At 64.2% G+C, this 23,165-nt stretch carries 16 protein-coding genes; 11 read left to right on the top strand and 5 right to left on the bottom strand.

Annotated features, from left to right (window positions below; genetic code table 11):
- Window positions 1-584 precede the first annotated feature (584 nt).
- A complete protein-coding gene (locus ACWV14_RS39070) occupies window positions 585-1,823 on the top strand; it encodes an AAA family ATPase (protein WP_298705865.1) in 1,239 nt (412 codons plus the stop codon).
- A 10-nt stretch (window positions 1,824-1,833) separates the two neighbouring features.
- Entirely contained in the window at window positions 1,834-2,847 is a 1,014-nt protein-coding gene (locus ACWV14_RS39065) for a ParB/RepB/Spo0J family partition protein (protein ID WP_298705862.1), read from the top strand.
- A 237-nt stretch (window positions 2,848-3,084) separates the two neighbouring features.
- Here ACWV14_RS39065 and ACWV14_RS39060 read toward each other — a convergent pair whose 3' ends face one another.
- A complete protein-coding gene (locus ACWV14_RS39060) occupies window positions 3,085-3,927 on the bottom strand; it encodes a hypothetical protein (RefSeq protein ID WP_454909861.1) in 843 nt (280 codons plus the stop codon).
- A 71-nt stretch (window positions 3,928-3,998) separates the two neighbouring features.
- Here ACWV14_RS39060 and ACWV14_RS39055 point away from each other — a divergent pair, with 71 nt between their 5' ends.
- Window positions 3,999-4,358: a hypothetical protein gene (locus ACWV14_RS39055; protein ID WP_454909860.1), complete on the top strand. Its 360-nt coding sequence runs from the start codon at window positions 3,999-4,001 to the stop codon at window positions 4,356-4,358.
- A 113-nt stretch (window positions 4,359-4,471) separates the two neighbouring features.
- On the opposite strand, the gene ACWV14_RS39050 is transcribed toward ACWV14_RS39055, so the two are convergent.
- The 4 genes from ACWV14_RS39050 to ACWV14_RS39035 form a co-directional block, all read right to left on the bottom strand.
- Window positions 4,472-5,140: a hypothetical protein gene (locus tag ACWV14_RS39050; RefSeq protein ID WP_298705856.1), complete on the bottom strand. Its 669-nt coding sequence runs from the start codon at window positions 5,138-5,140 to the stop codon at window positions 4,472-4,474.
- Between the two features lie 10 nt (window positions 5,141-5,150).
- A complete protein-coding gene (locus ACWV14_RS39045) occupies window positions 5,151-6,560 on the bottom strand; it encodes a hypothetical protein (protein ID WP_454912947.1) in 1,410 nt (469 codons plus the stop codon).
- Between the two features lie 611 nt (window positions 6,561-7,171).
- On the bottom strand, window positions 7,172-7,657 hold the full coding sequence (locus ACWV14_RS39040) for a hypothetical protein (protein WP_298705850.1): 486 nt from the start codon (window positions 7,655-7,657) through the stop codon (window positions 7,172-7,174).
- Window positions 7,658-7,665: 8 nt separating this feature from the next.
- Complete coding sequence (locus ACWV14_RS39035; RefSeq protein WP_298705847.1) at window positions 7,666-8,802, bottom strand: ParM/StbA family protein; 1,137 nt, start codon at window positions 8,800-8,802, stop codon at window positions 7,666-7,668.
- 620 nt (window positions 8,803-9,422) lie between these two features.
- On the opposite strand from ACWV14_RS39035, the gene ACWV14_RS39030 reads away from it, so the two are divergent.
- The 8 genes from ACWV14_RS39030 to ACWV14_RS38995 all read left to right on the top strand — a co-directional run bounded on the left by ACWV14_RS39030 (window position 9,423) and on the right by ACWV14_RS38995 (window position 23,156).
- Window positions 9,423-11,315, top strand: coding sequence for a hypothetical protein (locus tag ACWV14_RS39030; protein ID WP_298705844.1), 1,893 nt, complete (start codon window positions 9,423-9,425; stop codon window positions 11,313-11,315).
- A 166-nt stretch (window positions 11,316-11,481) separates the two neighbouring features.
- Window positions 11,482-11,925, top strand: a complete 444-nt coding sequence (locus ACWV14_RS39025) for a DotD/TraH family lipoprotein (protein ID WP_298705841.1) — start codon at window positions 11,482-11,484, stop codon at window positions 11,923-11,925.
- A gap of 10 nt (window positions 11,926-11,935) precedes the next feature.
- Entirely contained in the window at window positions 11,936-12,739 is an 804-nt protein-coding gene (locus tag ACWV14_RS39020) for a type IV secretory system conjugative DNA transfer family protein (RefSeq protein WP_298705839.1), read from the top strand.
- Window positions 12,740-12,747: 8 nt separating this feature from the next.
- Window positions 12,748-14,016 (top strand): ATPase, T2SS/T4P/T4SS family, encoded by a 1,269-nt coding sequence (locus ACWV14_RS39015; protein ID WP_298705836.1) that lies wholly within the window; start codon window positions 12,748-12,750, stop codon window positions 14,014-14,016.
- Window positions 14,013-14,321, top strand: coding sequence for an IcmT/TraK family protein (gene icmT / locus ACWV14_RS39010; RefSeq protein ID WP_298705833.1), 309 nt, complete (start codon window positions 14,013-14,015; stop codon window positions 14,319-14,321). Before ACWV14_RS39015 ends, icmT begins: the two co-directional genes overlap by 4 nt.
- A gap of 382 nt (window positions 14,322-14,703) precedes the next feature.
- Window positions 14,704-16,089: a YqaJ viral recombinase family protein gene (locus tag ACWV14_RS39005; protein WP_298705830.1), complete on the top strand. Its 1,386-nt coding sequence runs from the start codon at window positions 14,704-14,706 to the stop codon at window positions 16,087-16,089.
- 113 nt (window positions 16,090-16,202) lie between these two features.
- Window positions 16,203-16,973 carry a hypothetical protein gene (locus ACWV14_RS39000; protein WP_298705827.1) on the top strand — a complete coding sequence of 257 codons (771 nt, stop codon included), beginning with the start codon at window positions 16,203-16,205 and terminating at the stop codon, window positions 16,971-16,973.
- Window positions 16,974-17,141: 168 nt separating this feature from the next.
- Complete coding sequence (locus tag ACWV14_RS38995; RefSeq protein WP_298705824.1) at window positions 17,142-23,156, top strand: strawberry notch C-terminal domain-containing protein; 6,015 nt, start codon at window positions 17,142-17,144, stop codon at window positions 23,154-23,156.
- Window positions 23,157-23,165 lie beyond the last annotated feature (9 nt).

The raw sequence follows: 23,165 nt of genomic DNA, 5'->3' as shown, positions 1-23,165 counted from the left end.
CAGGCTGCCTCCGGTTAGAAGCGCGATGTGAGTTTTCGAGTTTTCACATTACCTATTCCGTCGCCTTGAATCTATTGAAGAAAACACTTGAAGAGGTTGAAGTCATTGCTGAACGGGAAAGCTTATATGTCTCAACGACTTAGCGAGGGAATGGTGAGCCCTGACGGACCATGACGTGAGCTTGGGCGGACCATGACGTGAGATGGGACGGAGAGTGAAGGCCGGAAAGGTGAGATCAAGCGGACCTTGACGTGAGCTTCGACGGACAATGAGAGCAAATTTACGCCGTGTGTGCACCAAAATAGGGCGAGGAGCAGTGGATTTGGCCTAAAAGGAGGGGGTTCTGTGGTCGGTTTGACCCCCATTCTCCGTTTGATCTCACGTTGCACCGGGTCGCATACTCCGTCTGACCTCACATTAGAAATCCGGCCCTTCAAGAGCTTTTTGCCAATAGACGTAAAAAGCTTAGACTCCTAGAATTCCATAGAATCATAGGAGTTTTCATGGCGACAATCACTCGACCCGAGGGGGGTGGCGACCAGGTAGCCACCCATCTCGCTCGCCCTGCCCTCGAGCGCATCAGCATGAGTCAGATCGCACGGCTATCAGAGCGAGCTGGCGAAATGATGGAAGTTCTTCGCGGCACCCTCCTCGCCCCTGGGAACGAGAAATCCGCGCCACCGGTGTCGTCGACCCGCCTGGCCGCCTTGTGCGGTATCGATAAGGCGAAGCTGGCCTATCGGGTCACCCGCGCGGATCTTCCTGTGGGAAGGGTGACGGCTACGGGCGGCCTACGTGAGTTCACGCTGGAGGAAGCCAGGACCTGGACGCGGTCGTTTCGCACGGATCGCATGCGGCCGAAGGGCCAGAAGGGCGTGGTCCTCGCCAGCAGCAACTTCAAGGGCGGGTCTAATAAGACCACGACGGCGATGGTGCTGGCGCAGGGGCTTGCTTTGCGCGGCCACAAGGTGCTGGCTGTCGATTGCGATCCGCAAGGGTCCATGAGCACCCTCTTCGGTCTGCTGCCGGGCTCGGACATAGAGTCCGAAATGACCATTCTGGAACTCATCAACAATAGAAGTGAGCCGCCGGAGAAAAAACAGCCCGCCTACGAGGATCTGCGCTACGCCGTGCGCAGCACCTACTGGGATGGCTTGGACCTGATTGCCGCGGCGCCTTTCCTGTTCGATGCCGAGTTCCTGCTGCCCAGCCTGGCCAGTGGCGATGCGTCTGCGCAGTTCTGGAACGTGCTCAGCGAGGGGCTTGAGCCATTACGCGATGTCTACGACGTGATCGTCATCGATACGCCGCCCAGCTTGAGTTACGTCACTCTGAACGCGCTGTATGCGGCTGACGGGCTCATCGTGCCCATCCCGCCCTCGGCCCTGGACTATGCGAGCCTGTCGCAGTTTTGGGCCCTCTTCTCCGAGCTGGGCGCCGATCTCGAGAAGCGAGCCCCCGTGCCCAAGTTCTTCGACTTCATCCACGTGCTGCTGACGCAGGTCGAGCCCGACAACGTGGATGCCGTGACCGCGGCGGTCAGGCGCTGGGTGCAGCAGGTCTACGGCGAGTATCTTCTGCCGATCGAGATCCCTAAAACGTCAGCGACGAAGAGCAAGGCTGCCGATTTCGGGACGATCTACGACGTTGGGCGCAACGAATTGAATGCCCGAACGTATAAGCGGGCCCTGGATGCCTACGATCGCCTGGTCGAGCTGATCGAGTCTTCCATCGTCCACACCTGGCGCAATCGCACGGTCTCGGGAGCGGGTGCGAAGGTGTTTGCAGGGGGTGGCGACCAGGTAGCCACCCCGGTCGAATAAGGAGTGAGGAATGGCCACTTTTGGGAAAAGAATTTTCGATACGACCACCCTCGTTGAGCAGCGCATGTCCGAAAAGGCAGCGCAGCCCGTTGCACCGGGCGAAGGCACGCCGGCGCCGGTTCGAACTGCGCCCGGGCGCCTGATGCAGACCAACAGCCAGATCGTGGAGCTGCAGGCGGAGCTCGCCCAGATGCGCCAGCGGATGGAGCAGTGGGACAACTCCATGCCGGCCACCTATCTGGATCCGGCCAAGGTGGAGCGGTCCAAGGTGGCGAACCGCCACATGAAGTCGTTCCTGACGCCGGAATTCGCTCGCCTGAAGGAATCGATCAAGGCGGCGGGCGGCAACGTGCAGCCCATTCTGGTCGTCCCAAAGGCGGGCGAAGAACAGGGCTACGTGCTGGTGTATGGCCATCGCCGCTTGGAGGCCTGCCTTCAGTTGGGGTTGCCTGTGCTGGCACTTATCTGGGACAAGCCACTGACGCACGAGGCGCACTTCCTGGCTATGGAGCGAGAGAACCGGGAGAAGTCTGACCTCTCAGCTTACGAAACGGGAGTGATGTATCTCAACGCGCTTGACGAGAAGGAGGGCTTCTTCCGCTCGGAGCGGCACCTGGCCGAGGTCATCGGCGTCAGCCGGCGCTGGATTCAGAAAGTTCTGTTGGTGGCCAGGTTGCCCCCTGCGATCGTCGAGTCCTTCGAGTCACCGCTCGATATCAAGCCCGCGCACGCAGAGGTGTTGCAAGCTGCGTTGGACGAGAACGCAAAGGCTGTGCTCAAGCGGGCGGAAGCGGTTCGGCAACGTGAGAACAAGCTCGATGCGAGCAAGGTCGTCGCTGCGTTGCTGGGCATCAAGAAGGGCGCAACACCGGCCAAGAACATGAGCGCCGTCGGCGGCGTGTTTGGAACCTGGAAGCGTGACACGCAAGGCCGGGCGATCTTTACAGTCAACTCGGGGTTGCTGGATGACGCCCAGACGGCCGCCGTGGTCGAGGCCATCGCCAGAGTCTTGGCCGACAAGTAGGCAATAGCCAGCCCCAGGTGGGACAAGGCGGCAATGGCCGCCTTTTTTTTCGTCAGTTACAGCCGGGAGCGGCCGGAGCTACGAGTCGAAGAAGGGTGGCGACCAGGTAGCCGCCCAGGCCATTATTCGGGCAGCCAGGTACTCTCACCTTGAGGTAGCAAGCCCCAGGGAAATTGCCCGGCAGCCTGGTGCGAAGGGGGTGGCGACCAGGTAGCCACCCCCTTCATTTGCGGGCCGTCAGGACTTAGCTCCCAAGGTTTCCAGTCGCCCCAGGATCTCGCCCATCATCCCCTTCAGAACGCCCATGTCGCGCTCGCGCTTGGCCTCCGCCAGGGGATCGCCGCCGGTGCCGCGAGTGCCCGAAGCGAGGGCCTGCTGGGCCCGCGTCACCGCGTCGTCGAGCTTGGTGAGCAGGTTGTTGCGTGGGCTGGAGACCTGGGCCATTTCGCGCTTGATCACCGCCACCTCCACCACGAGTGCGTCCACCAGGCGCTCGATGCGATCGAGCTGGGTTTCGGAAGCGCCTGCCGCGGGGGAGGCTGCCACGGCAAGAGGACTCGCCGCAGCGGGGGGAAGTGCCGTCACGCCCGAAGGTGTCGGTCCCGGGGCGGTGGTAGCAGCCGCGGCCGGCACTAGGCTCTTCATGACGCCCTGCAGATGATCGGACACCCGCGCCACCGCCAGCTGAAGCACCTTGTCCGGCGCGGTCTCCGTCAAGTGGGGCCACTGCTCGTACACCTTCTCCAGGGCCATGCCCGTGTCCAGGCAATGACCAGGCCTGCCGGCTCGACGCGGCCGCAGCAGCGCTTCGCGGGTGAAGGAGGGCAGGGCCTGTTGCTCGGTCAGGGGCTCGACCACGACGCAGCCGTTGAACACGCCGCTGGAGCTCCACTTCTTAAGCGAGGACTCGCTGGGAGCTTGGCCTCCGTACATCATCGTCAGGATGCGGGCCAATTCAGCAAGGGTGCAGCGCTCCGGCCACGAGTTGCTGTTGACGCTGCTGGCTACCTGGTCGCCACCCGTGGCGAGCGAGGCAACAGGCGCGCTGGGGGTCGGCAGTGGGACGGTGGATTCAGGCATGGCTAATTTAGTTACTGAATAACCGAATTATTGCAGCCTCGACGGGCTACATGCAAAACTGTCTGAAATCCGTGGAACATTTCGCCCTGGGCGAACAGGAAAAGGAGCTAAGTCTTTGTCGCAGCGAAAGAAAAACTCGTTGTGGTCGAGCAACGCAATTGTTTCACGGAGAGGGTTTAGCAAAGAAAAAATGTTCCACGCACCTCGTGGAGCAGACTGCCAGTGCCGGCTCGCGAACGGAAGATCGTTACGGCGCAGGGGCTTGTGTGCCAAAGGTCCGTTCAAGGATGAACTCTTGTTCCACGCGCGAGATTTATGTTCCGCGTTCTGTTGCGCTGCGGAACAAAAAACGAACTGATGGGTGGTACCAAGGACGGCTGCTGAGTGTCTTTGAGCGCGACCAGAAAGGGGGGCTGGAGCATGTGGGTTGACGCAGATGCTCCGGGAGGCAGGTACAGGAGATTCCGGTCTTGATTCGGTGATTGATTCGTTGCGAACCAATTCCCGGAACAGTGGCGCCGGGCCTGTGCGAATGGCTACCGGACTAACCATGTTGACGACTGCGTTCGGCGATCCACGAGCGCCACATGACCGTGTCGCGCTTCTTGATCGGGAAGCCCGCCTCGATCAGGCCAGTCATCAGGGTTTCGACGTGCTCCACTGGGACGTCGTTACCTTTGAACGTCCAGCCCAGTGGAGCAAAGGGGACTCGCGGTTGTGCGGCCCCCAGTGCCATCATGGCCGCCCACTTCAGATTCTGCCAACCGAGGTCGGGGTGGTCTTTCTTGAACTGTTCGTTGTGCCTAGTTTTCTGCTCCAGGTACCAGTCGTAGCTCAACCCAACCTGCGGGTAGGGAACAACGATTGCCTTCGTCTTGGAATCAACCAGGCCCGTGCCCACCCACCCCAGCTCGCTCAGTTTCTCCAGGTGGATCCAGGAGTGGTCGAGGGAGGATGAGAGGAGGGTCAATGCCCTGGCCACCTGCACATCCCAGATCGTTTTTTGATCCACGTCGATGACCACCAGGCCGGAGTCGAAAGGAGCGACAGGCGCCATCGGTTGAACGGCGCACCTCGTGAGGTAGCTCGAGATGGCTGCCTGATCACCTTGGAAGATGAGTGGGTCGAAGACCTCGCTCAAGCCACCAGATGAAATCTCAGCCCGAAGCAAAACGCCATCGAGGCGCAGGACGAAATTGAGTAGGCTCGACATTCGAAGTCCCTTATTCGCCGGGCCGTGGCATGGACTCTGCCGGCGAGGTCTGGTCACTAGGTTGCTCTGTTTGGCCTTCGTCCGGTCGCTCCGCCGGCAGATCCTGCGCTTGTGTCTTGGCCAGCTTGGGCGCGAACTTGCCAGCGCGGCGGAAGGCGCGGTCCTGGCCGGCGTAGTGCTTGATCGAGCGACGGCGCTGCATGTAGTGGCCCAGGACCATGGAGGCGACATCCGCCCCGATCGTGGCCTGCATGTTGGCCGAGGCTGTCGACCGGGTGTCGTAGAGCGAGTAAAGCCGCCCGTCCGGGAACGCGCGCTTGCAGGCCGCGGCCAGGGCGGTGCGGCAGCCGTTGAACATCCGCTCGAAGGTGTTCTCGACGTCCTCGGCAAGGAAGTCACGGACATTGCTCACCTGTGTGTCGACAGCGTTAGCCCAGCGGTAGGGCACCTCGATGTCGCGCCAGGCCAGCTCCTGGTTGTGCAGCTCCCAGGCGCGCAGCCGATGCAGGGTGTCGAGCGCCTCGAGGTTTGCAACGTCGGTCTGTGTCTCCAACTGGTCGAAGAAGGACATGTTGCGCGCGATAAAGGCCTTCTGGCGCTGGGCCGCGTCGAGCACTGCTGCCGCGTTGTCCGGGTCGGCTTCGAGCATCTCCATCAGATCGGTCTCGGCGCGAGTCAGCAGCCGGGCCGGGATGTGGGTCCAGCTGAAGGGTGGGTGCTTCTTGAGCTTGAGGTTGGGCACGCGCAGGATCCGGTTGTCCCGGTCCAGCCAGTAGGCGGTCTCCCATTCGCCGGGCCGTGCGCCGGTTGCGATCCCGGCACTGAGCCACGCGGTCGTGCGGCGGGCCCAGTTCATCTTCGAGGACTTGGCCGAGAGTAGGGCGTTCAGCAGCGGACCGAGATCCGCCTCGGGAATCGAGCGCCCGCGGGCGCGGGAGTTGCGCTCGACCAGGCCGGGGACTTGCTCGCGCGATCGGCTCAGCCGCGGATAGAACGCCTGCACCGCCTTGATCCCGTCGGCACGCACCTGCGGATCGAACTCGAAGGTGGACTGGTCCAGAGCCCAGACGATGACGGCGCGGTAGGTGTTCTTGGTGCTGCTCTTGAGCGTCGGGTCGGTGTCGATTTCGCGCACCAGGTCTGCTGGCGTCACGAAGTCCGGGTCCATGTCCTTCGATCGCGCGGCTCGGTTCACCAGCATGATGTAGTAGCGGTGGTACCGGATCGCGGTGGCCTCGGAGACCTTGCGAGAGGCTGCTTCGAACCAGTCGGCGAGAGACGTGGCGGACTCAGCGGCTGTTGGCGAGGTCGAACCGGCCTGGTCGGAATTGGTGCTGCTCGGGGTCTGAGCTCCGGGCGCGACGAGTTCGGGGTGGACGTCGTGCATGGAAGTTGGTTCTTGGGGGGAGTTGTTGTCCATGGGGGTCTGGTCTTGGGCGATGGCCTGGAACTGTGTTCGGGGGAGGCGCGTGTTTCGGGGGGACGGGTCTCGGGTGTGCCAGCTGTGGGGGGAGCGAGGTCTGCGCGAGGACATGGTGCCGGGTTGGGCGTTGGTTCGGGTGGCGTTGGTCCAGAGTTCGGCCAAGTTCGCGGGTGGCGGAGTTCGGGAGGGGCTTGGTCTTGGTGGAGCTGGTGCCTGTCGAACGGGTCCGCAAAGGGCTGTTTTCTCGCGTATGGCTAATAGCTGCTAAGAATTCTGGTTACAACTCCGAGAAATCGTCGTTTTTGGGCTGTGCGAGCAATTGCTAGTAGCCATGGCTACTAGCAATCACCCGGCATGAACGGGCGTTTTGCGGTCGTACCCTATGGCCCGCAACCTCTTGACGATGACCCGCGAGTGTTTGCTAGTAGCCATGGCTACTAGCAAACACTCGGCATCTTCTGAAGCACCTTCGTGCTTGGCGATGTGCGTGAGATTGCTAGTAGCCATGGCTACTAGCAAAACAGCGCACGCCAATTCGCGCATTCGGTGCCGAGCAATTGCTAGTAGCCATGGCTACTAGCAATTGCTCGCCGCATTGAGGGGCGGGTTCACGCATAGTCTTCGCCTTCGAGCAGCCGCCTGGCGCCGCCCTGGCCCGCGGTGCGGGGCGCGGGGCGATCACTGTCCTGGGCACCGTGAGCCACTGGCGCTGGCACAGCTGGAGACTGCACGGTCGCAGGCGGCGCTGCGGGCATCGACGGTGATGGCGTTGGAGCGGGGGCAGCGCTGGCCGGCGCCTGGGCCACCAGTGCAGGTGCGCTCGGTGTGGGCGCTGGAGCCGCCTGCACGGCGGACGCCGAGGTCGTGAGATCGCGTACCAGGGCCGACGCTGTGCGTGTCGACACACCCGGATCGCGCCGCATACGCTCTTCCTGGACCATCAGACCCATCTCGGCGAGCTGGCGGAAGTAAAGCGTGCGTGTGCGCGAACCGGGCCGCGATTCGATGCCCTCGAGGGCCTTGAACAGGATCGGGCTCTCACCGCGCACCAGGCGGATCTTGATGTCGAGGAAGTCGTGGGGATCGTCGATCATGAACGGCCTCAGGCGGCCTCAACGACGGAGCGATTGGCTTCGGCGTCGGCCGCGGCAACGCCTTCGCCGATCAGCTGCAAGCCCTCGACATTGCTGAAAACCGAATGCTTTGGTACGTAGATCGGCATGTCCGGCATGCGCGAAGCGATCTCCTCGGCGTAATGCGCCGGGTGGCCGCCGACCAAGACGATCATGTCGATGATGTCCCAGGCGCCTTTGATGCCGTTCATCATGATGCCCACTGGGTCGCGCACGGCGCGGCGCGCGGCCTCCAGGATCTCCGGGTCGGTCATGTCGATGGCGCGGCCGTCCAGCTTGAAGCCGGCGCCGGTGCGCAGCGAATTGTTCAGGCGCTGCAGGTTCGAGGGCGCGATGGCGCGGCCGATCTTCGCTTCCAGGTGCTCCTTGACCGAGGTCATGACCCGGTGGCGGCCTGCGTCGCTCGCGGCGCCCGAGACGTCGGTGTTCGGCTTGCCCTTGTTCACGAGCAGCCAGTCGAGGGTGTATTCGCCCGGGTCGACGGTCACGATGGTCATCGTCTCCACCAGGTGGTTCCAGTCCTTGAGCGGCTTCAGGCCCGAGTGCGGGTACTTCGCAATGGTCTGGTTGATGCCCTCGATATCGCGGTCCAGGCTGTAGAAACCGCCCATCGGCTGGGGTCGAACGACCACCTTGTTGATAGTCACTTGACGCTGACCATCAATGTCAACCACCCCGGTATAGGCTTTCTTCAGCGCGGCGGGCTTGCCCGGATCGCGGAAGTGGCTCACCGGCAGGCCCAGCGCCAGGACGTCGATGTGGTCCTCATTGATGTAGCTCAGCGCGCCGCGCATGAGGGCGTGGTACGGGGCGCTGTCGTAGTACTTGTCGTCCAGGTGGCGGCCGAAATCGGAGCTGGAGGCGACGCGGTTCGTGACATCGGGGCCCACGACGAACGACTCGCCGTTGTAGCTGACCACCTTCACGTTCTCGCTGCGGCGTTCCTCGAGCTCGTAGCGCCGGCGGTCTACGCCCAGCGCCATGGACGGAAAGAGGTCATACGCGACCTCAGTGCCGCCGTTGGCGCGATTCAGGTGCGCGAACTTGGTCAGGCCGTAGCCGAGATCGATCGCCACAACGACCGGGGGATTTGTGCTGCTTCTCATGCTGATTCCTATTGTTTGGCAGAAATGTGCCTGCACGAAAGAATGGCACATGAGAAAGAAGCCGTCAATGTTGATCGTTGAAACGGCTGGTCGAAGCTTGGGCCGTGCTTCCTCCAAAGCTCGGCCAGCAAAGGCCGAAGATTCGGATGGCGGAAGATTCATCGAAGAAGGGCCGAGAGAAGGGCGATCTTTCGGACAAGCTTCGACCAAGTCAGGAGGACAGAGATGGGTCACCGGCCCGCATGGCGTCGCTTCGTGGCGAACTTGGGCGATGTTTCGGGCGAACTTCGGACAAGTCGATGGCGATCGAGATCGGCCGATGGTGCGCGATGCTGACCTGTCCCTTCAAAGGGAGAAGCTTGGGACAACTTAGCGCTGACGGCGACTTGCCCGAAGCTTCGGCCTTCTGTGGTTGAAGAAAGGGCCAGCCGCGTCCGAAGCTTCGGATGCTCGGGGTCCTGCATGGACCAGGTGCCTAGCGGGGCCTTGGTGTCGCTAGGATCGACGCATCCTCGACGCGCGCCATTGGGCCCGGCGAATGGAAGCGCCGCCATCAAAAGAAAAGTGAATCCGGAAGCGCGCACCTAGAATCATTCCTCTGTCCCGATAGGTGAATACGAATGATCAATTCCAATGGCGACATCTACTGCTACCTGAACGCACGCCACACGCTCGAGACCGTCGCGTCCACTGCCGATGCCGGTTTCTTCTCGAAGCTGCACCAGGCCCTGGCGACCGGCAGCCAGGGCAAGGCGCCTCCCAAGCAGTGGGCGGCCACCATCCGGGCGCTGCAGACGAAGGGCGTCAAGTTGTCCGAGTTGAAAGACAGCAAGGTGCTCGAGCAGCTGGAGGCGTCGATGGAACGCTCACTCACCCGAGAGCAGGTGGGGGCGATCGTGCTCTCGGGCCTGCCGACCGTGAAGGAGATCGAGCTCCGCAAGACCCGGTACGACAGCTACAGGCATCCGGGCGGGACGTACCGCGAATACCTGTATGTGCTGAACTCCCATCGCGACAACGTCCAGGACGAGCTGAGCGAGCTGGAGTACCGCCTCGAGTCTATGCAGTACGACGCGGCCGACCTGGCATTCAGCCTGGAGACGCTCATGGACGATCCCGATCTGCCCGTGAAGATGCAAGCGCAGATGAAGGCCCTGCGGGCCTTGCTCCCGGTGGCCTGGGACTTCGCCGCTCCCCACTTCAGCAGTGCGCTCGACGGCACAGTCGACAAGAACCTCATGGCACACGCACGGGTTACTGAGCGGGGGGCCCTGTACTTTGTGGAGGAGCTCCAGTCGGACTGGGCGCAACAGGGAGGGAAGGCGGCACGGCGCGCTGGTCGCCAGGCTGTGGTCGATCTCATTCGCACCAAGCTCGGAACGATGAGTGCCGACGAATCCACGCTCGTCCATGCCGCAATCAAGGCCAAGGCCTCGATCGAGATCCGTGGCGTCGCCTACAAGCCGACTGACCCGGAAATGCTCGCGGCAGCCGAGCTTGGCCGCAGCAAGGGCTGGGGTGGCGCGATCCCGGCTGCGCCGTTCGTCACAAACACCGAAGAATGGTCGGGCCTGCTGCTTCGCCGGCAGATGCAGCGCGCCGCGATGCTCCCCGCAGTCACGCAGTTCGCCTGGATCACCGAGGGCCTGCGCAACGGCGGGAGGGCCGGCGGAGGCAAGAGCCTAGACGACTTCTACCTGAACATCCTGCCGAAGATCGCGGACAAGGTTCTCAAGCCCCTGGGCGCGAAGGTCTCGATGGGGACGGTGGAAATCGCTGGGCAGCCCCACACGGTGCCCCAGTTCGAGATGACGCCGGCCATGAAGGAAGTGCTGCGAGGTCCCATGCCGATGTACAGCCTCTCGCCGGTGTGGAAGAGCGCGCGCAACGGCCAGGAAGAGGTCAACCGCGTCCTGGCCGAATGTGACCTGATGATGGGCACCACGCGTCACGTGAAGCTGATGGACACGCTCTATGACCTGGCCACGGCCCGCCAGGTGGCGGGAAAGTACATCAACAACGGCATCCTGCTGAATCTGTGCGCGCAGGACCTGGACCGTGCCGCACGGCACGAGGCCTGGCACTTCGCTACCGAGAACATGCTCACCGTCGACGAGCGCGTGACAATGCAGCGTGAGTTTGCCTCGCACAAGCCCATCGCCCGGCGAACCCAGCAGACACTCATCGACATGGGCGAGATCGATGCGGCCCGCCAGTGCTCGCATCCGGAGGAGTGCGCCGCCCACGCGTTCGCCTTGTGGAGCACGGGAGCGATGGAGATCACCGAGCCCCAGCCGCGCGGAATCTTCCAGGAAGTCTGGGCCGTTCTGAAGGACTGCGGGCGCTGGCTGAACGAGCGGATCGCGGGCCAGCCCACGCCCACCACCGAAACGATCTTTCAGGCCCTGCGTAGCGGGGAGATGGCGCGTTCGCGGGAGGCCCGAGGCCATTGGCCACGCCCCATGGACGTGGCGCATGGAGCCGTCGGCGCAAGCCCAGCACCGGGAGGCTAGCGGCGTTGGCGACGGCGTCAACGTCGCTTCCTCTCAACATGTCGCAAACATGGGATGCGGAAATGAGGGAATCAATTGCCGCAGCATGTTCTGCGCGGTAGTATCCGCACGAAACAAAGCCACTTGGCCGGTGATTTTGCCAAGCCCCTTCCTCAGGTCTGACTTCATGAAACACATCCCGCGGATTCTCGGCGCGAGCGCACTCTCAGTCGCACTCCTCACCCTTGCCGCCTGCACCACGACGCCCCCGCCGGTCGCGTCGACCGATCCCGCAGCTGCGGAGCTGGATCGTCTGTTCGCCAAGTCGGCCGACCAGCCGCTGTTCACGAGCAGCGCCGATGCCAAGGCGCCTGCACCCCGGCTGCATGAAGGCAAGTTGTGGGTGACCTGGCGAGGCGATGCCTACGGGCTGCTCAAGAACTTCGAGCCCCTCACCGGCCAGAAGGTCAGCGTGACTGGCCCGACCCCGCGCATGCCGTTGTACGTCCAGGTCCATGCCATCGGCGTGCCCGTGGACGAGGTGATGCGCGACATTGGCTACCAACTCGGCCAGCGCGCTGACCTAGTGCTGGGCGGCAATGGCGTCGAAATCCGGTACCGCGCGTACTGACCAGGCCGTGATGAGCCCCGCACAACGCTTTCTGAGCGCGACCGCTGCGGCGGTTGCGTGTTTTGCCTGCGCGCAGAGCGCCAGCGCCCAGACCGAGGCCCTCTCGATCGACGCGCTGATGAACGCCCGCGGCACGACCGAATCCACAAGCCGGCTGAGCATGGTGCGCGAGACCGCGCTGCGCGAGACGGCCTTTGGCCTGGGCACTCGGCTGGGCCTGCTGCAGCGATCGCGTGAGATCGCGGTCGAGGTGGCCCGGCGCGACCGCGACCTGGACAAGCGCTTCGACTTCGGCTCCCTGCTTATGGGCCCAGGCGTCTTGCCCCCAGTGATCATGGAGAGCCGGGATGCCATCTCGCTCGAGGCCACGACGATGCGCGTCTCGGGCGCGATCTACCGCATCGAGGAACCCGCGCGCTTCGTCGCCATGGCGCCCACCTGGCGCGACTGGTTGCTGCTCGGGCTGCCGCGGGAAGACGCCGCGGACATGTCCAGCGTCAAGCCGCTGCTGCCGCGCGATGGCGCCGAGCAGGAGTTCTGGAAGCAGGAAGTGGCCAAGGCCGTGGCCATCGGCCGTAGCCAGGCGCAGCAGATCTTCGAGATGAACGTTGCCAGCCTGGAGAAGGCCTACTTCGGCATGCGCCTGTTCTATGACCTGTGGAAACGCGGCATGGTGTCGATTCCCGTGATCGCCACCGCCCAGTCCATGGTGGATCGTGAGAACCCGAACACCATTTCCGTGGGCAACACGATGTTCCGCATCACCCAGCAGGCCGACTTCTCGGACGCCAAGGGCTGGAAGCCGCTGGAATAGCCGCGCCAGTGCTCGACGCCACTTCCACCGTAGCGCCCAGGTTCAAGCTTCCGATCGGGCACATCCGTCGGGAGGACCTCAACGGGTTCCTCTCCAGCGTGTACGACCTGGGCTGCTCCGACATCAAGTTCTCCTCGACCGACTATGTCTGGGCCGAAGTGAATCGGCTCTGGCAGCCGGTCACGGACCGTCGCCTGGACGACTCGGAGGTCAACTCCGTTTTGAGTCTGCTCTTCAACGAGAGCGGCCAGACCGAGATCGGCGCGGGCAACGCGATCGACTCGCGGGTCGACGCCGTGGTGTCGCGCGACAGGGTGCTGTCCTTCCGGTTGAACGCGACGGGCTGCTCGGTGGGGAACACCAGTTCGGGCGTGAACATCACGCTGCGGGCGATGCCCCAGCAGATTCCGACCTGCGGGCAGCTCGGCCTGGAGCCGGAGCTGATGGAGAACCTGTTCCCACGCTACGGCATGATCCTGATCGTGGGCACGACTGGCTCGGGCAAGTCCACGCTGCTCGCCGCTACGCACCGCTACCGCCTCGAGGAGCGCCGCCACGATCCGGTGCACATCCTGACCTACGAACAGCCCGTGGAGTACCTCCTGAAGGGCTATGCCCAGGGGCACATGCCAGAGCCAACACAGACAGAGATCGGCGTGGGTGCGCAGCTGCGCAGCATGGACATGGTTGGCCCCAATGCCATGCGCCGAAAAGGACAGGTCATCCAGATGGGCGAAATCCGGGACATGGACAGTGCACGGGCCGGGTTCGAGCTCGGCGCAACCGGCCACGCCGCGTACGCCACCATGCACACGGAAACGCCCGACCGGGCACTCTCGCGCACGCTGCAGCTGTTCCCGCCCGTGGAGCACGCGCGGGTGGCCAACGAGTTCATCGAACAAGCCCGCCTGGTCATCGCCCAGAAGCTCGCACGCCGGGTCGACGGCAAGGTGATGGCCTTCCGTTCCTGGTGCGTCTTCGATCGCGAGGTGAAGCGCGGCCTGGAGGACAAGCCTGTGCACGAATGGGGCATGTCGGTGCGCCGCATGGTCTCGGCGCGAGGCAACGACTTCGAGTCCAAGGCGTTCGCGGCCCTGTCCAGCGAGATGATCAGCTTTGAGAGCTTCGTCGAGGTGTCCTCTATGACCTTGCGCGAGGCGACCGACTACTGCAAGGAACGCGGCGTGAACCCAGGCGACAAGCAGCTGATCTCCCTGCCGGGGCGTATCGCCAGTGACGCCGCCGCCGTGGCGGCCGCAGAGGAGGCTGTCGCATGAGCAGTTCCTGGCCGCGCACTGGCAAGGCATACCGGATTCCGGGGACGCCACTCCCGCCCCAGGCGGGGGCGCCGATGGTGCTCGCGCTCTTCCACTTCTCATGGTGGACCGTGGGCATCGCCTTTGCGGTGTGCGTGGTCTTCGGCTACGCCGCGTACAAGAACCGCACGATCCTGTGGGCGATCCGCCGCCTGCGCAGCAAGATGCGCTCAGGCGTGCTGGCGGCCCGTCCGCGGTTCTACCGGCAGCGCTTCACGTTCGACCAGCCGTTGGACGAGCTCGACTTCAAGTTTTGGGGCAAGTGAGCCGCGCCCCTACCCAGCAAGGTTCTCCCTCCTCGTGAACCCGGCGACGCCGGCGTAGCGTTCGCGGCCCCCGGCTCTGGCTGGGGGCCGCTTTTTCTTCGTGCTGCGAGCTTGCCCCTGCGTGCGCGCTGGCCGCCGCAGATTTCGATGACTTCATCCCGCCGATGTCGAACGCCCGTCCCGCCGGCGCAGGACGTTCGCTCAGTGCACTGCGGGTCATGAGGAAGCAAAAGCAACTGCTGCGAAACATGTAAAAAACATGCATCGAAACATAGTGCGAAACAAAACGCACAATTCCGTCGCGACACTATATATTTGCGGAACATTGGAAAACATCAGGTTTGATGAACGCCTGTAAGGCCTACGAAAGAGGTGTGACGAGATGGATGCGCTGGACCACGTGCTGAGCGGCGAAGAGAAGGAAGCGATCACCAAGAAGGTGTGGTCGCTGGTCGACGCGCTGCCCCAACGCGACCTGATCGCGCTGTCCGATGCACGGCAGTGGGTGGACACAGTGGTCAACCTGCACGGTGAGCAGGCCGTCTGGCACGCGATCCGCCTGAACGGCTTCGGCGGCTCGGAGATCGGTGTGCTGGTGCGCAACCACCATGGCGTGCGCGCCGATCACATGGCCAACGCCCACGATATCGTCCTGGGCAAGCTGATGCGTCGTGCACCCGTCGAGACCAACGAACACATGCAGCGCGGCCACGAGAACGAGCCGCTGCACGCCAGCAAGTTTTACAAGAAATACGGCGCCCACCGCGACCAGGAAGCCTTCGACAAGCTCAGCAAGGCCCAAGGCTCGCTGCCGTGGATGCGCTACAGCCCCGACGAGGTGGCACTGATCCCCTCCCGCCTGTTGGCTCTGACGCGAGCGATGGCCGATGCGCGCCCGATGTCGCGCTGGCTCGCCGACTACAAGGCCCCCAGCCGCGTCGAAGACGACGCCGAGATCCATTTCCAGTACGGCTGCCAGCTAGCCCAGGGCGCAATCCTGTGCGACGAGCAGGGGATCGAGCTGCACGGCCTGATGCTGAGCCAGTACGACTGGGCTGGCTGGCGCCTGAAGGACGACGTCATCGTGGTGAACGACGAACTCAAGGACATGGTCCGCCTGTCGGGCAGCTGGGGCTGGAACTGCGTCATGACTGGTGAGGTGCCTCCCTACGTGCGCACGCCGGTGCTCGCCGATGCCGAAGCCTTCGTGCTCAAGCACGCCGACCTGGCCGTGCGCATGGCCAACGCCTCGGCGCTGGCCAATGCTGCCGACAAGCGTGCCCAGGAGCTGCGCGCCGAGCTGCTGCTGGGGCTGGGCGCCCGCCGCCTCGACGGACACAAGGTGGTCATGCCGGGCGCGGGAACGCTGACCGCGAACTTCAAGATCGACGTCGAGAAGGTCCAAGAAGTCCTCACGCCGGAGCAGATGGCCCAGGTCGTGAAGAAGGACGGCTACGACGACAAGGCCATGGCCGCCCATCTTAAGAGCCTGAACGTCGACCTCAAGCAGTTCAGGACCAACAAGGTCGACGCGGACAAGCTGGCTGAGCACGCTGAGGCGTTCGGGATCGACCTGGAAGCGTACGTCGCCGAGCAGCCCATCTTCCGAGTCGACAAGCCGATCAAGCAAGAGATGGAAGCGTTCATCGACATCCACTACCCGCTGCATGTGGCGCCTGTCGTCCAGAGCGAGCGGGAGTCTGATCACCTGGCGGACCAGGAACATCAGGAAGAAGAAGAAACAACGGCGGAGGCGCCGCGCGGATAGGCGCAGCCGCTCCCGAAGTGTTCGCGTGGCCAAAGATGAGGCCGCACAAGCCTCGCGAACATTCAGACCACGTGCGGTCTCATCTTTGTTCTCAACTTTAGGAGATTGAACAAATGGCTATCACCAAATCCGGCGGCGAACGCAAGAACCTGCTCTACATGTCCCTCGTGGAGCGTACGAACAAGCACATGTCCGCAGCCGAAATCGAAAAGAACCCCGAGCTCAAGTCGGCAGGTTTCCTCTACAAGGACGAAAACGGCGCTCAGCAACTGGCTCGCCAGATCTCGGGCAACGTGATCAGCGTGAAGGCCGGTACCGACACCTACGCTCCCGCGGGCCAGGCGCCGCAGACGTACCCGATCGCTACCGTGCGCCTGAGCGACGGCGAGAGCGTCAAGATCCGTCTGGACCAGAACCTGGGCCGCACCGTCATGGGCCTGCTGGCCGCGAATGCACTGGTGCACCACGACGGCCCGATCGACATCTACGTGAGCCAGGTACGCGCTGGTGAGCGCATCGGCGACGGCCAGCCGTTCGACAAGGACAAGTCCTTCATCAGCGTGAAGCCGATGAACGGGGCCACGGCCGACAAGATCAAGCCGATCTTCGCCGGCGCGGACGGCAACATCATCATGGAAGGCGAAGGCGACGCTGCAGTGCCGGCGGGCCTTCCGAAAGCCAAGACTGTTCGCTTCCAGGGCAAGGACCAACTCGACTGGGAAGAGGTGAACCAGATCGCCGTCTACACGGCCGCCGGCCTGGAGCACCACTACAAGGCCAAGGACGCGCGCGCGCACAGCGAAAACAATGCGCCGGCCGGTGACCACGAAGCCGACGACATCGACCCGAGCGAAGCTGCTGCTGCTGCTGCGCCCCGTGGCTGAAAGGCCCGGTGGAAACCTGGCCGTCCATGGGTGCGGCCAGGTTTTCCGAGACAGCATGAGTATCCCGGTCAAAACCCTGGCGTCTTGATCCAACCCTGACCAGTCGCACCCATGGGCCTTCTTTCGGAGGTCACATGCGGTGCGCATATTTTTTTGAGAGCAGGGCATATGCCAAAGTGGATTGACCTCAACGACGCGTCCGGTGCGCGTCTGAAGATCGCAGAGATCGACGTGGGGGGCGAGCGCCACCTGCATCTGTTCATCACGGGGCTGTCCTACCTCAACCCGGCCTGGGCGAAATCCATCGCCCAGCTCGGCTTCAGCGCCGGCGGCGCGCGCAAGTACCTGGTGCGCCGAGTGCGCCCAGGCGAGCGCCCGTTGGCATCGTCCTTTCGGCCCATCTTTCCGCAGGTCGCAGTGCGCGAGATGGCGCCCGAGAGCTACATGCTCAACCTGCAGCAGGCCCGCCGCTCCGACGAACGCCCGGTAACGCGCGAGGAGCGCGACGCCGCGATCGACATCAACAACGCGGTGCTGTTGGGACGCAACTCGGATGGCGACCGCGTTTTCGAGGCAGCCGGCTCGCGCTACCTCATCAAGCTCAACGCACAGGCCGCCGAGGTGCGTGTGGTCGAGTCCGACGCGAGCCAGCCCCATGTCTTCCTGCGCATGCCGGCCGACGCCTCCGGCGACGCGCGCACGAAGGCGCTGCTGCAGTGCGCCGACGGCTTCGTGCGATCGATGGTGCTGGGCGAGGTCCAGCACACCGAGGACACCGAACGCTTCCTGCGCGCGATCCACGGGGTCAAGGAGGATGGCGAGGGCCGTCCCGCGGCCTGGTCCTCCGAACTACACGACGAGGTGCACGCTGCCATCGAGACGGCGTTGCTGCGCTACCTGCGTGACTCCTTCGAGGTAGCGCAGGACGCCTACGGGGAATCGGCGCGCCTGACCGACATGCTGCCGCCATTCCGGGGGCGGCTGCGGGGCCTGGGCACGATGCCTACGCCGCTCTCAGTGGCCAGCCAGCGGCTGTTGGGCGACACGGCTGGCCTGACCGTGGTCGTGCCCAACGCCTTCGACGGTGCGAGCTTTGCCTTCCTGGCGGAAGGCACCACGGTGCGGGCGTACCGGGGCACCAAGGACATGGAAGCCCTGTCCAGCGCCGTCAACGTGCGAGTGAACACCGAGTGGCAGGAAGGCGACTTCGCCGCGGCCCGTGAGGTCGGCGCCGACGCCCTGTTCATCAACGCCGATCCGGTGCTCAGCGCAGACGGCCGGCGCACCGACTACATGCTCGCGATCAATGCGCTGCGCTCGCTAAAGGACGGGGGTCGCGCAGTGATCGTGGTGGCGGCGGACGCGGTCCCCGGCGAGCTGGCGCCTTCGTCGCGCAGCTTCCTGCAGATGATCAACGAGCGCTACCAGATCCAGGCCGCGTTCGAGACCGCCCCCATCTTGTCCCGCAAGGCCGGTGTACCCGAGGGCAGCCCGGGCCTTCGCGTGCTCTCGGTGGTGAACCGCCGGGTAGACCTGCCCACGCCGATCGCGAACCTGCCCGTCATCTCGTCGTGGGACGAGTTGAAGCAGCGCGTCGACGAAGCGATGGCACAGGCCAAGGTGATGGACGCCCAGGCCCAGGGCGTGGATGTGGAGCGCGCTGCGCTCGAGGGCCGCGTGCAGCGCCCCTACATCGCGTTCTCGCGTGTGGGCGAGGCCCGCACGATGGTGCCTTCGAACATGCAGGCGCCCCTGCAGGCCACTCTCACCCGGATCGAGAAGCTCTTCGGCCAGGTCGACGGCCTGGTCACGCGTGAGCTGGGTTGGTCCGAGAGCGTCCTTCCGCAACGCTTCTCCCCCGAACAGGTGGACGGCGTGTCGATGATGATCGTGCGCCAGCTCGAAGGCTACGCCAGCATCCTGGCGGATGAGACCGGGGTCGGGAAGGGGCGCCAGCTCGCTGCGCTGATGGCATGGGCGTTGCGGCGCAACCACCCAGTCTTCTTCGTCACCGACAGGGCGAACCTGTTCTCGGACATGGCCAACGACTTGAAGGCGATCGGCGAGTGGGACCGTGTGCGCCCGATGATCATGAACACCGATGGCGAAATCACCTGGGAGCCGGCGCCCGGCGCCGCCCCGGTGGTGCTGGCGCAGGGCTTCAGCGCCGCGCGCACGCGGGCCATGGTGGACAACGGCATCAAGCTCGAAGACGAGGGACTGAACACCTGCTTCCTGACCTACTCCCAGATTGCCGGCGCCGACAGCGAGAAAGCGCAGTGGGTAAAGAACCAGCTGGGCAACGCGCTGATCATCTTCGACGAATCCCATGTCGCCGCGGGCAGCGACAGCCAGATCGCCTCCCATGTGGCCGAGATGTCGCGCCTGGCGAATGGGGTGCAGTTCGCTTCGGCGACCTGGAGCAAGAGCGAGGACAACCTGCACATCTACTCGCGCGCGCTGCCAGACAGTGTCAATGTCGCGTCCCTGGCAGCGGCCATCAAGAAGGGTGGCGAGTCCTTCTCGGAGGTGCTCAGCTCGATGCTGGCTTCGGAGGGCGCGCTGATCCGGCGCGAGCACGACCTCTCCAAACTGGAGGTCAGCGTCCATACCGTGAAGGAGCGCCTGGCGTACAACGAGAGCGTGAGCGACGCGGTGGCGGAGGCGCTGGGCGCCGCCACCTACCTGGCGGGAGACATGTCGGCGATCTTCATGCGTGGCAACCGTGAGGCGGTCAGCGTGTTGCGAAAGGCAAAGGAAGCACGGGCGGCGATCGTGAGTTCGACGAACGCGGCCGCTGAGACGCCTGTCTCCCGGGCCAATCTCATGAGCAGCAGCTTCGGCACGGGCTCGGTGCTTTACCAGGTGATGAAGGCGGTCCAGGGCGCGCTCAATGCGGAACAGGTGGCCGACCGAGCGATCGAACACATCCGGGCGGGCCGCAAGCCTGTCATCGTGTCCGAGGCGACCAACGAGGCGCTCACGCGGATGCTGGCCCAGGCGGACTCAGAGGCCACCAACCCGAGCGATCGCGTTGCCGGCGGCATGCCCTCGCTGATCAGAATGCCGACGATCCGCGACGCGGTGCGTGCGGTGCTCATGCCGCGCCTGACCACCGTGGTGCAGCGCGAGATCACTGAAGAGGACATTGAGGACGAGGCCGAGGTGGATCCGAATGCGGAAGGCGAAGGCCTGGCTCTGGAAGCTTCGGACGATCCGGAAGCCACCGTGGCCAACGCCGAGCTTGTGGCTGCGCGCAGAGACCAGGCGCTTCTGCGCCGTCTGGGAACCGGTACTGCCGACGAGCCGCAGGAAGACCCGGATGCGGTGAACCTGGACGACGCCCTGGCAGCAGCGCCAGACGCCGCCGAGGTGGCGACGTCTGGCCGCGTGCGCGTCGTCTCCAAGCGCAAGACGGTGTCCATCATGGATCTACCCGGGATGAGCGACGCCGATCGGAAGCTCTTCGCCGATGGTGTGAAGGCGTTGGAGCGGCTGATCGCCGCGATCCCGGAGATTCCGGTATCGGCGTTCGACGTCATCGAGCAGAGACTGCGCGACGCCGGAATCACTGTGGGTGAGATCACCGGACGCTCGTTCTCCCTGGAGCGTGCGCCGGCGCCGACGCCTCTCGTGCAGGTTCCGGCCGTGACGGTAGCGCCCGGGGCCACTGTAGCGACCTATGAGCCATCCTCCCGTGATGCGTCGGCCAGTCAAGACAGCAACTGGGACCCCGCGGGAAGCTGGAAGGTCGTGCCCCGCCTGCGCAGCAAGCGCGCGGTCAATGCTGTCAAGCGAGCCTTCAATAACGGCGAGATCCAGGCGCTGCTGATCAACCGCTCAGCGGCCACCGGTGCGTCGATGCACGCCTCGCCACGCTTTCTCGACCAGTCGCGCCGCGTGCTGCTCGAGCACCAGATCCCGGAGAACGTCACCGACCGGATCCAGCTGATCGGCCGTGTGAACCGATACGACCAGGTGAGCTTTCCCTTAGTGGAGACCTGCACCACCGGCATCTATGGCGAGCTGCGGTACGTGATGATGCAGAACCGCAAGCTCGAGAAGATGAGCGCGAATGTGCGCGCGAGCCCCGAGAACGCCATGCTCGTGAAGAACGTGCGCGACCTTTTCAACTCCATCGGGCTGGAGTCCGTCCGCGGCTACGTGCAGGACGAGCCACTTGTGGCCAAGAAGCTGGCGTTGCCGGAGGCCTTCCTGGAGCAAAGCGGGGTTCCTGCGGTGAACACTTTCCTCATGCGCGTGCCGTTGCTCAAGTCCGTCGAGCAACACCACGTGTACGACCAGCTCTTCACCCGGTTCGACGAGTCCTTTGATCGCCACGAGCTGATGGGTACGAATCCGCTCAAAACGCGCGAGTACGACTGGCGCGCCAAGGAAGAATTCTCCAGCGTCTTCTTCGGCGACCCTTCGGGCGAGCGCGGGAACGCCGTGGAAGCGTTGGTGCGTGAGGTTCGCGAGGATGGCGGCGCTGCTGCGGAGGGTGCCACGGCCGACCCGGCGCAGGCGACGTTGCCCGCGATGGACGTGAGCGAGATGGTCGCCGCCGGCGACGGTGCTGGGGGCGGTGAGCAGGACGATTTGTTGTCTGCCTTCGACCGGCCCGTGTTCGTGAAGAAGATCGCCTTCCATGAAGAACTCAAGCCCATGTCCTGGGGAGCCTGCGTGGGCGCCGCCGAGGCCGCCGGCGAGATGCTCGCGCGCGAGGGCGGCCATCTGATGCGCAACGCGCAGGGCGAGGTCTGCTGGAAGCCAGAGATCCTCGCAAGGCTCAATGCTGGCATGAAGGCAATCGTCACCATGGCAGCGGTCTCCGCAGGCATCACCGAACACGACGAAGCGGTGCTTACCAACAACGGCGCGCAGCGCGCTCACCTGCGCGCTGATTGGCTGCGCAAGCACGTTGAGGGCCTGGTGCCGGGCGGCGTGTTCGTAGAGGACGCGAAGGTCGACGGCGTCGGCAACGTGATCGAGCGGGCCCGAGAAGGCGTGATCGTCAACATGAAGCTGCCCACCGAGGCGCGCGAGCTGATCCACCCACACAAGTGGAGAATCATGGTGGTGTTCCCGGGCGAGGAGAAGCCGCTGGAATACTCGCTGCGGGCGCTCCTGTCGGAGGTGAAGGGCGGCGTGAAGGTTGGGGACGTCACGGGCAGCTTGCTTACCACCTCGTGGGGGCGCCTTCGCCCGGCCCAGACTGCATTCGGAACGAACGAAGAAGCGCAGCAGGCCCAACCGCCCTCTGCGGAGAAGTTCCTGAACGTCAACAGCCGCGTTGCGCGCCTGAACTGGCTCAAGGACTCGTTCGACCTCTCCCCGACGGGCCGCCAGCGCCGCGTGTGCTACGTGCTCGGCGGCAACATGTACATGGCCTACGACTGGTCGGTGAAGTCACGCGTGGGCCGCTCGATCATCTACACGGACGACAAGGGCATGCGCCAGCGCGGCGTGCTGTTGCCCGCGACCATGTCCCACGTCGGTGCGCACTTCATGCCGATGCGGGTGTGGGGTGGACAGATCAAGCCCTTCGTCAAGCGCTTGTTGGAGGCGCGCGGCGGTACCACCCTCACGCTCGAGACCGAGTTCATGGAGACCAACAAGCCGTATGGCTTGCAGATCTCCGACAAGTCGATCCTCGTGCTCATGAGGGGCACCGATGCGCGCCGCTCTTTGCGCCTGATGCGCGGCGAGCAGGCCAAGATGCGCAAAGAAGCCCTCGGCGATCGGGCGACGGCTGGGAGCGACCCGATGAACGTGACACTCAGCACGCTCTCGCGTAAGGGCCGCGGAGCGGCTGCTGCCGAACAGCAGGCCGAGGCGGCGGGCGACGACACCGCAGCAGCGGCTCCGCGAACCGCCATTCCGCAGGGCTATGTGGCGCTGCGCATGGGCCTGGACACTACCGTGCCCGAGCACCTGGACCGCGCGCTGGACTTGCTGATGCGTGGCACCGGCCTTGAGATCTATGCCAAGGGCCGTGAGCAGCGTGCGCTGGCCAGGGACGTGGGGCGCGAGCACTTCGAGCGGGTTCGCGCCGAGACCGCACAGCGACGCGACCAGGTGCGCCAGGAGATCTCGGCCGCGGCCACGCGCGACGACGCTCCAGTCGAACAGGACGGGCCTGCGGCGAACGAGCCCCTCCAGGACGAGCGCCAGGTGGCCTGAACCGGCTGG

Source organism: Variovorax durovernensis (assembly GCF_977011995.1).
This window is presented reverse-complemented; position numbering and strand designations above follow the sequence as displayed.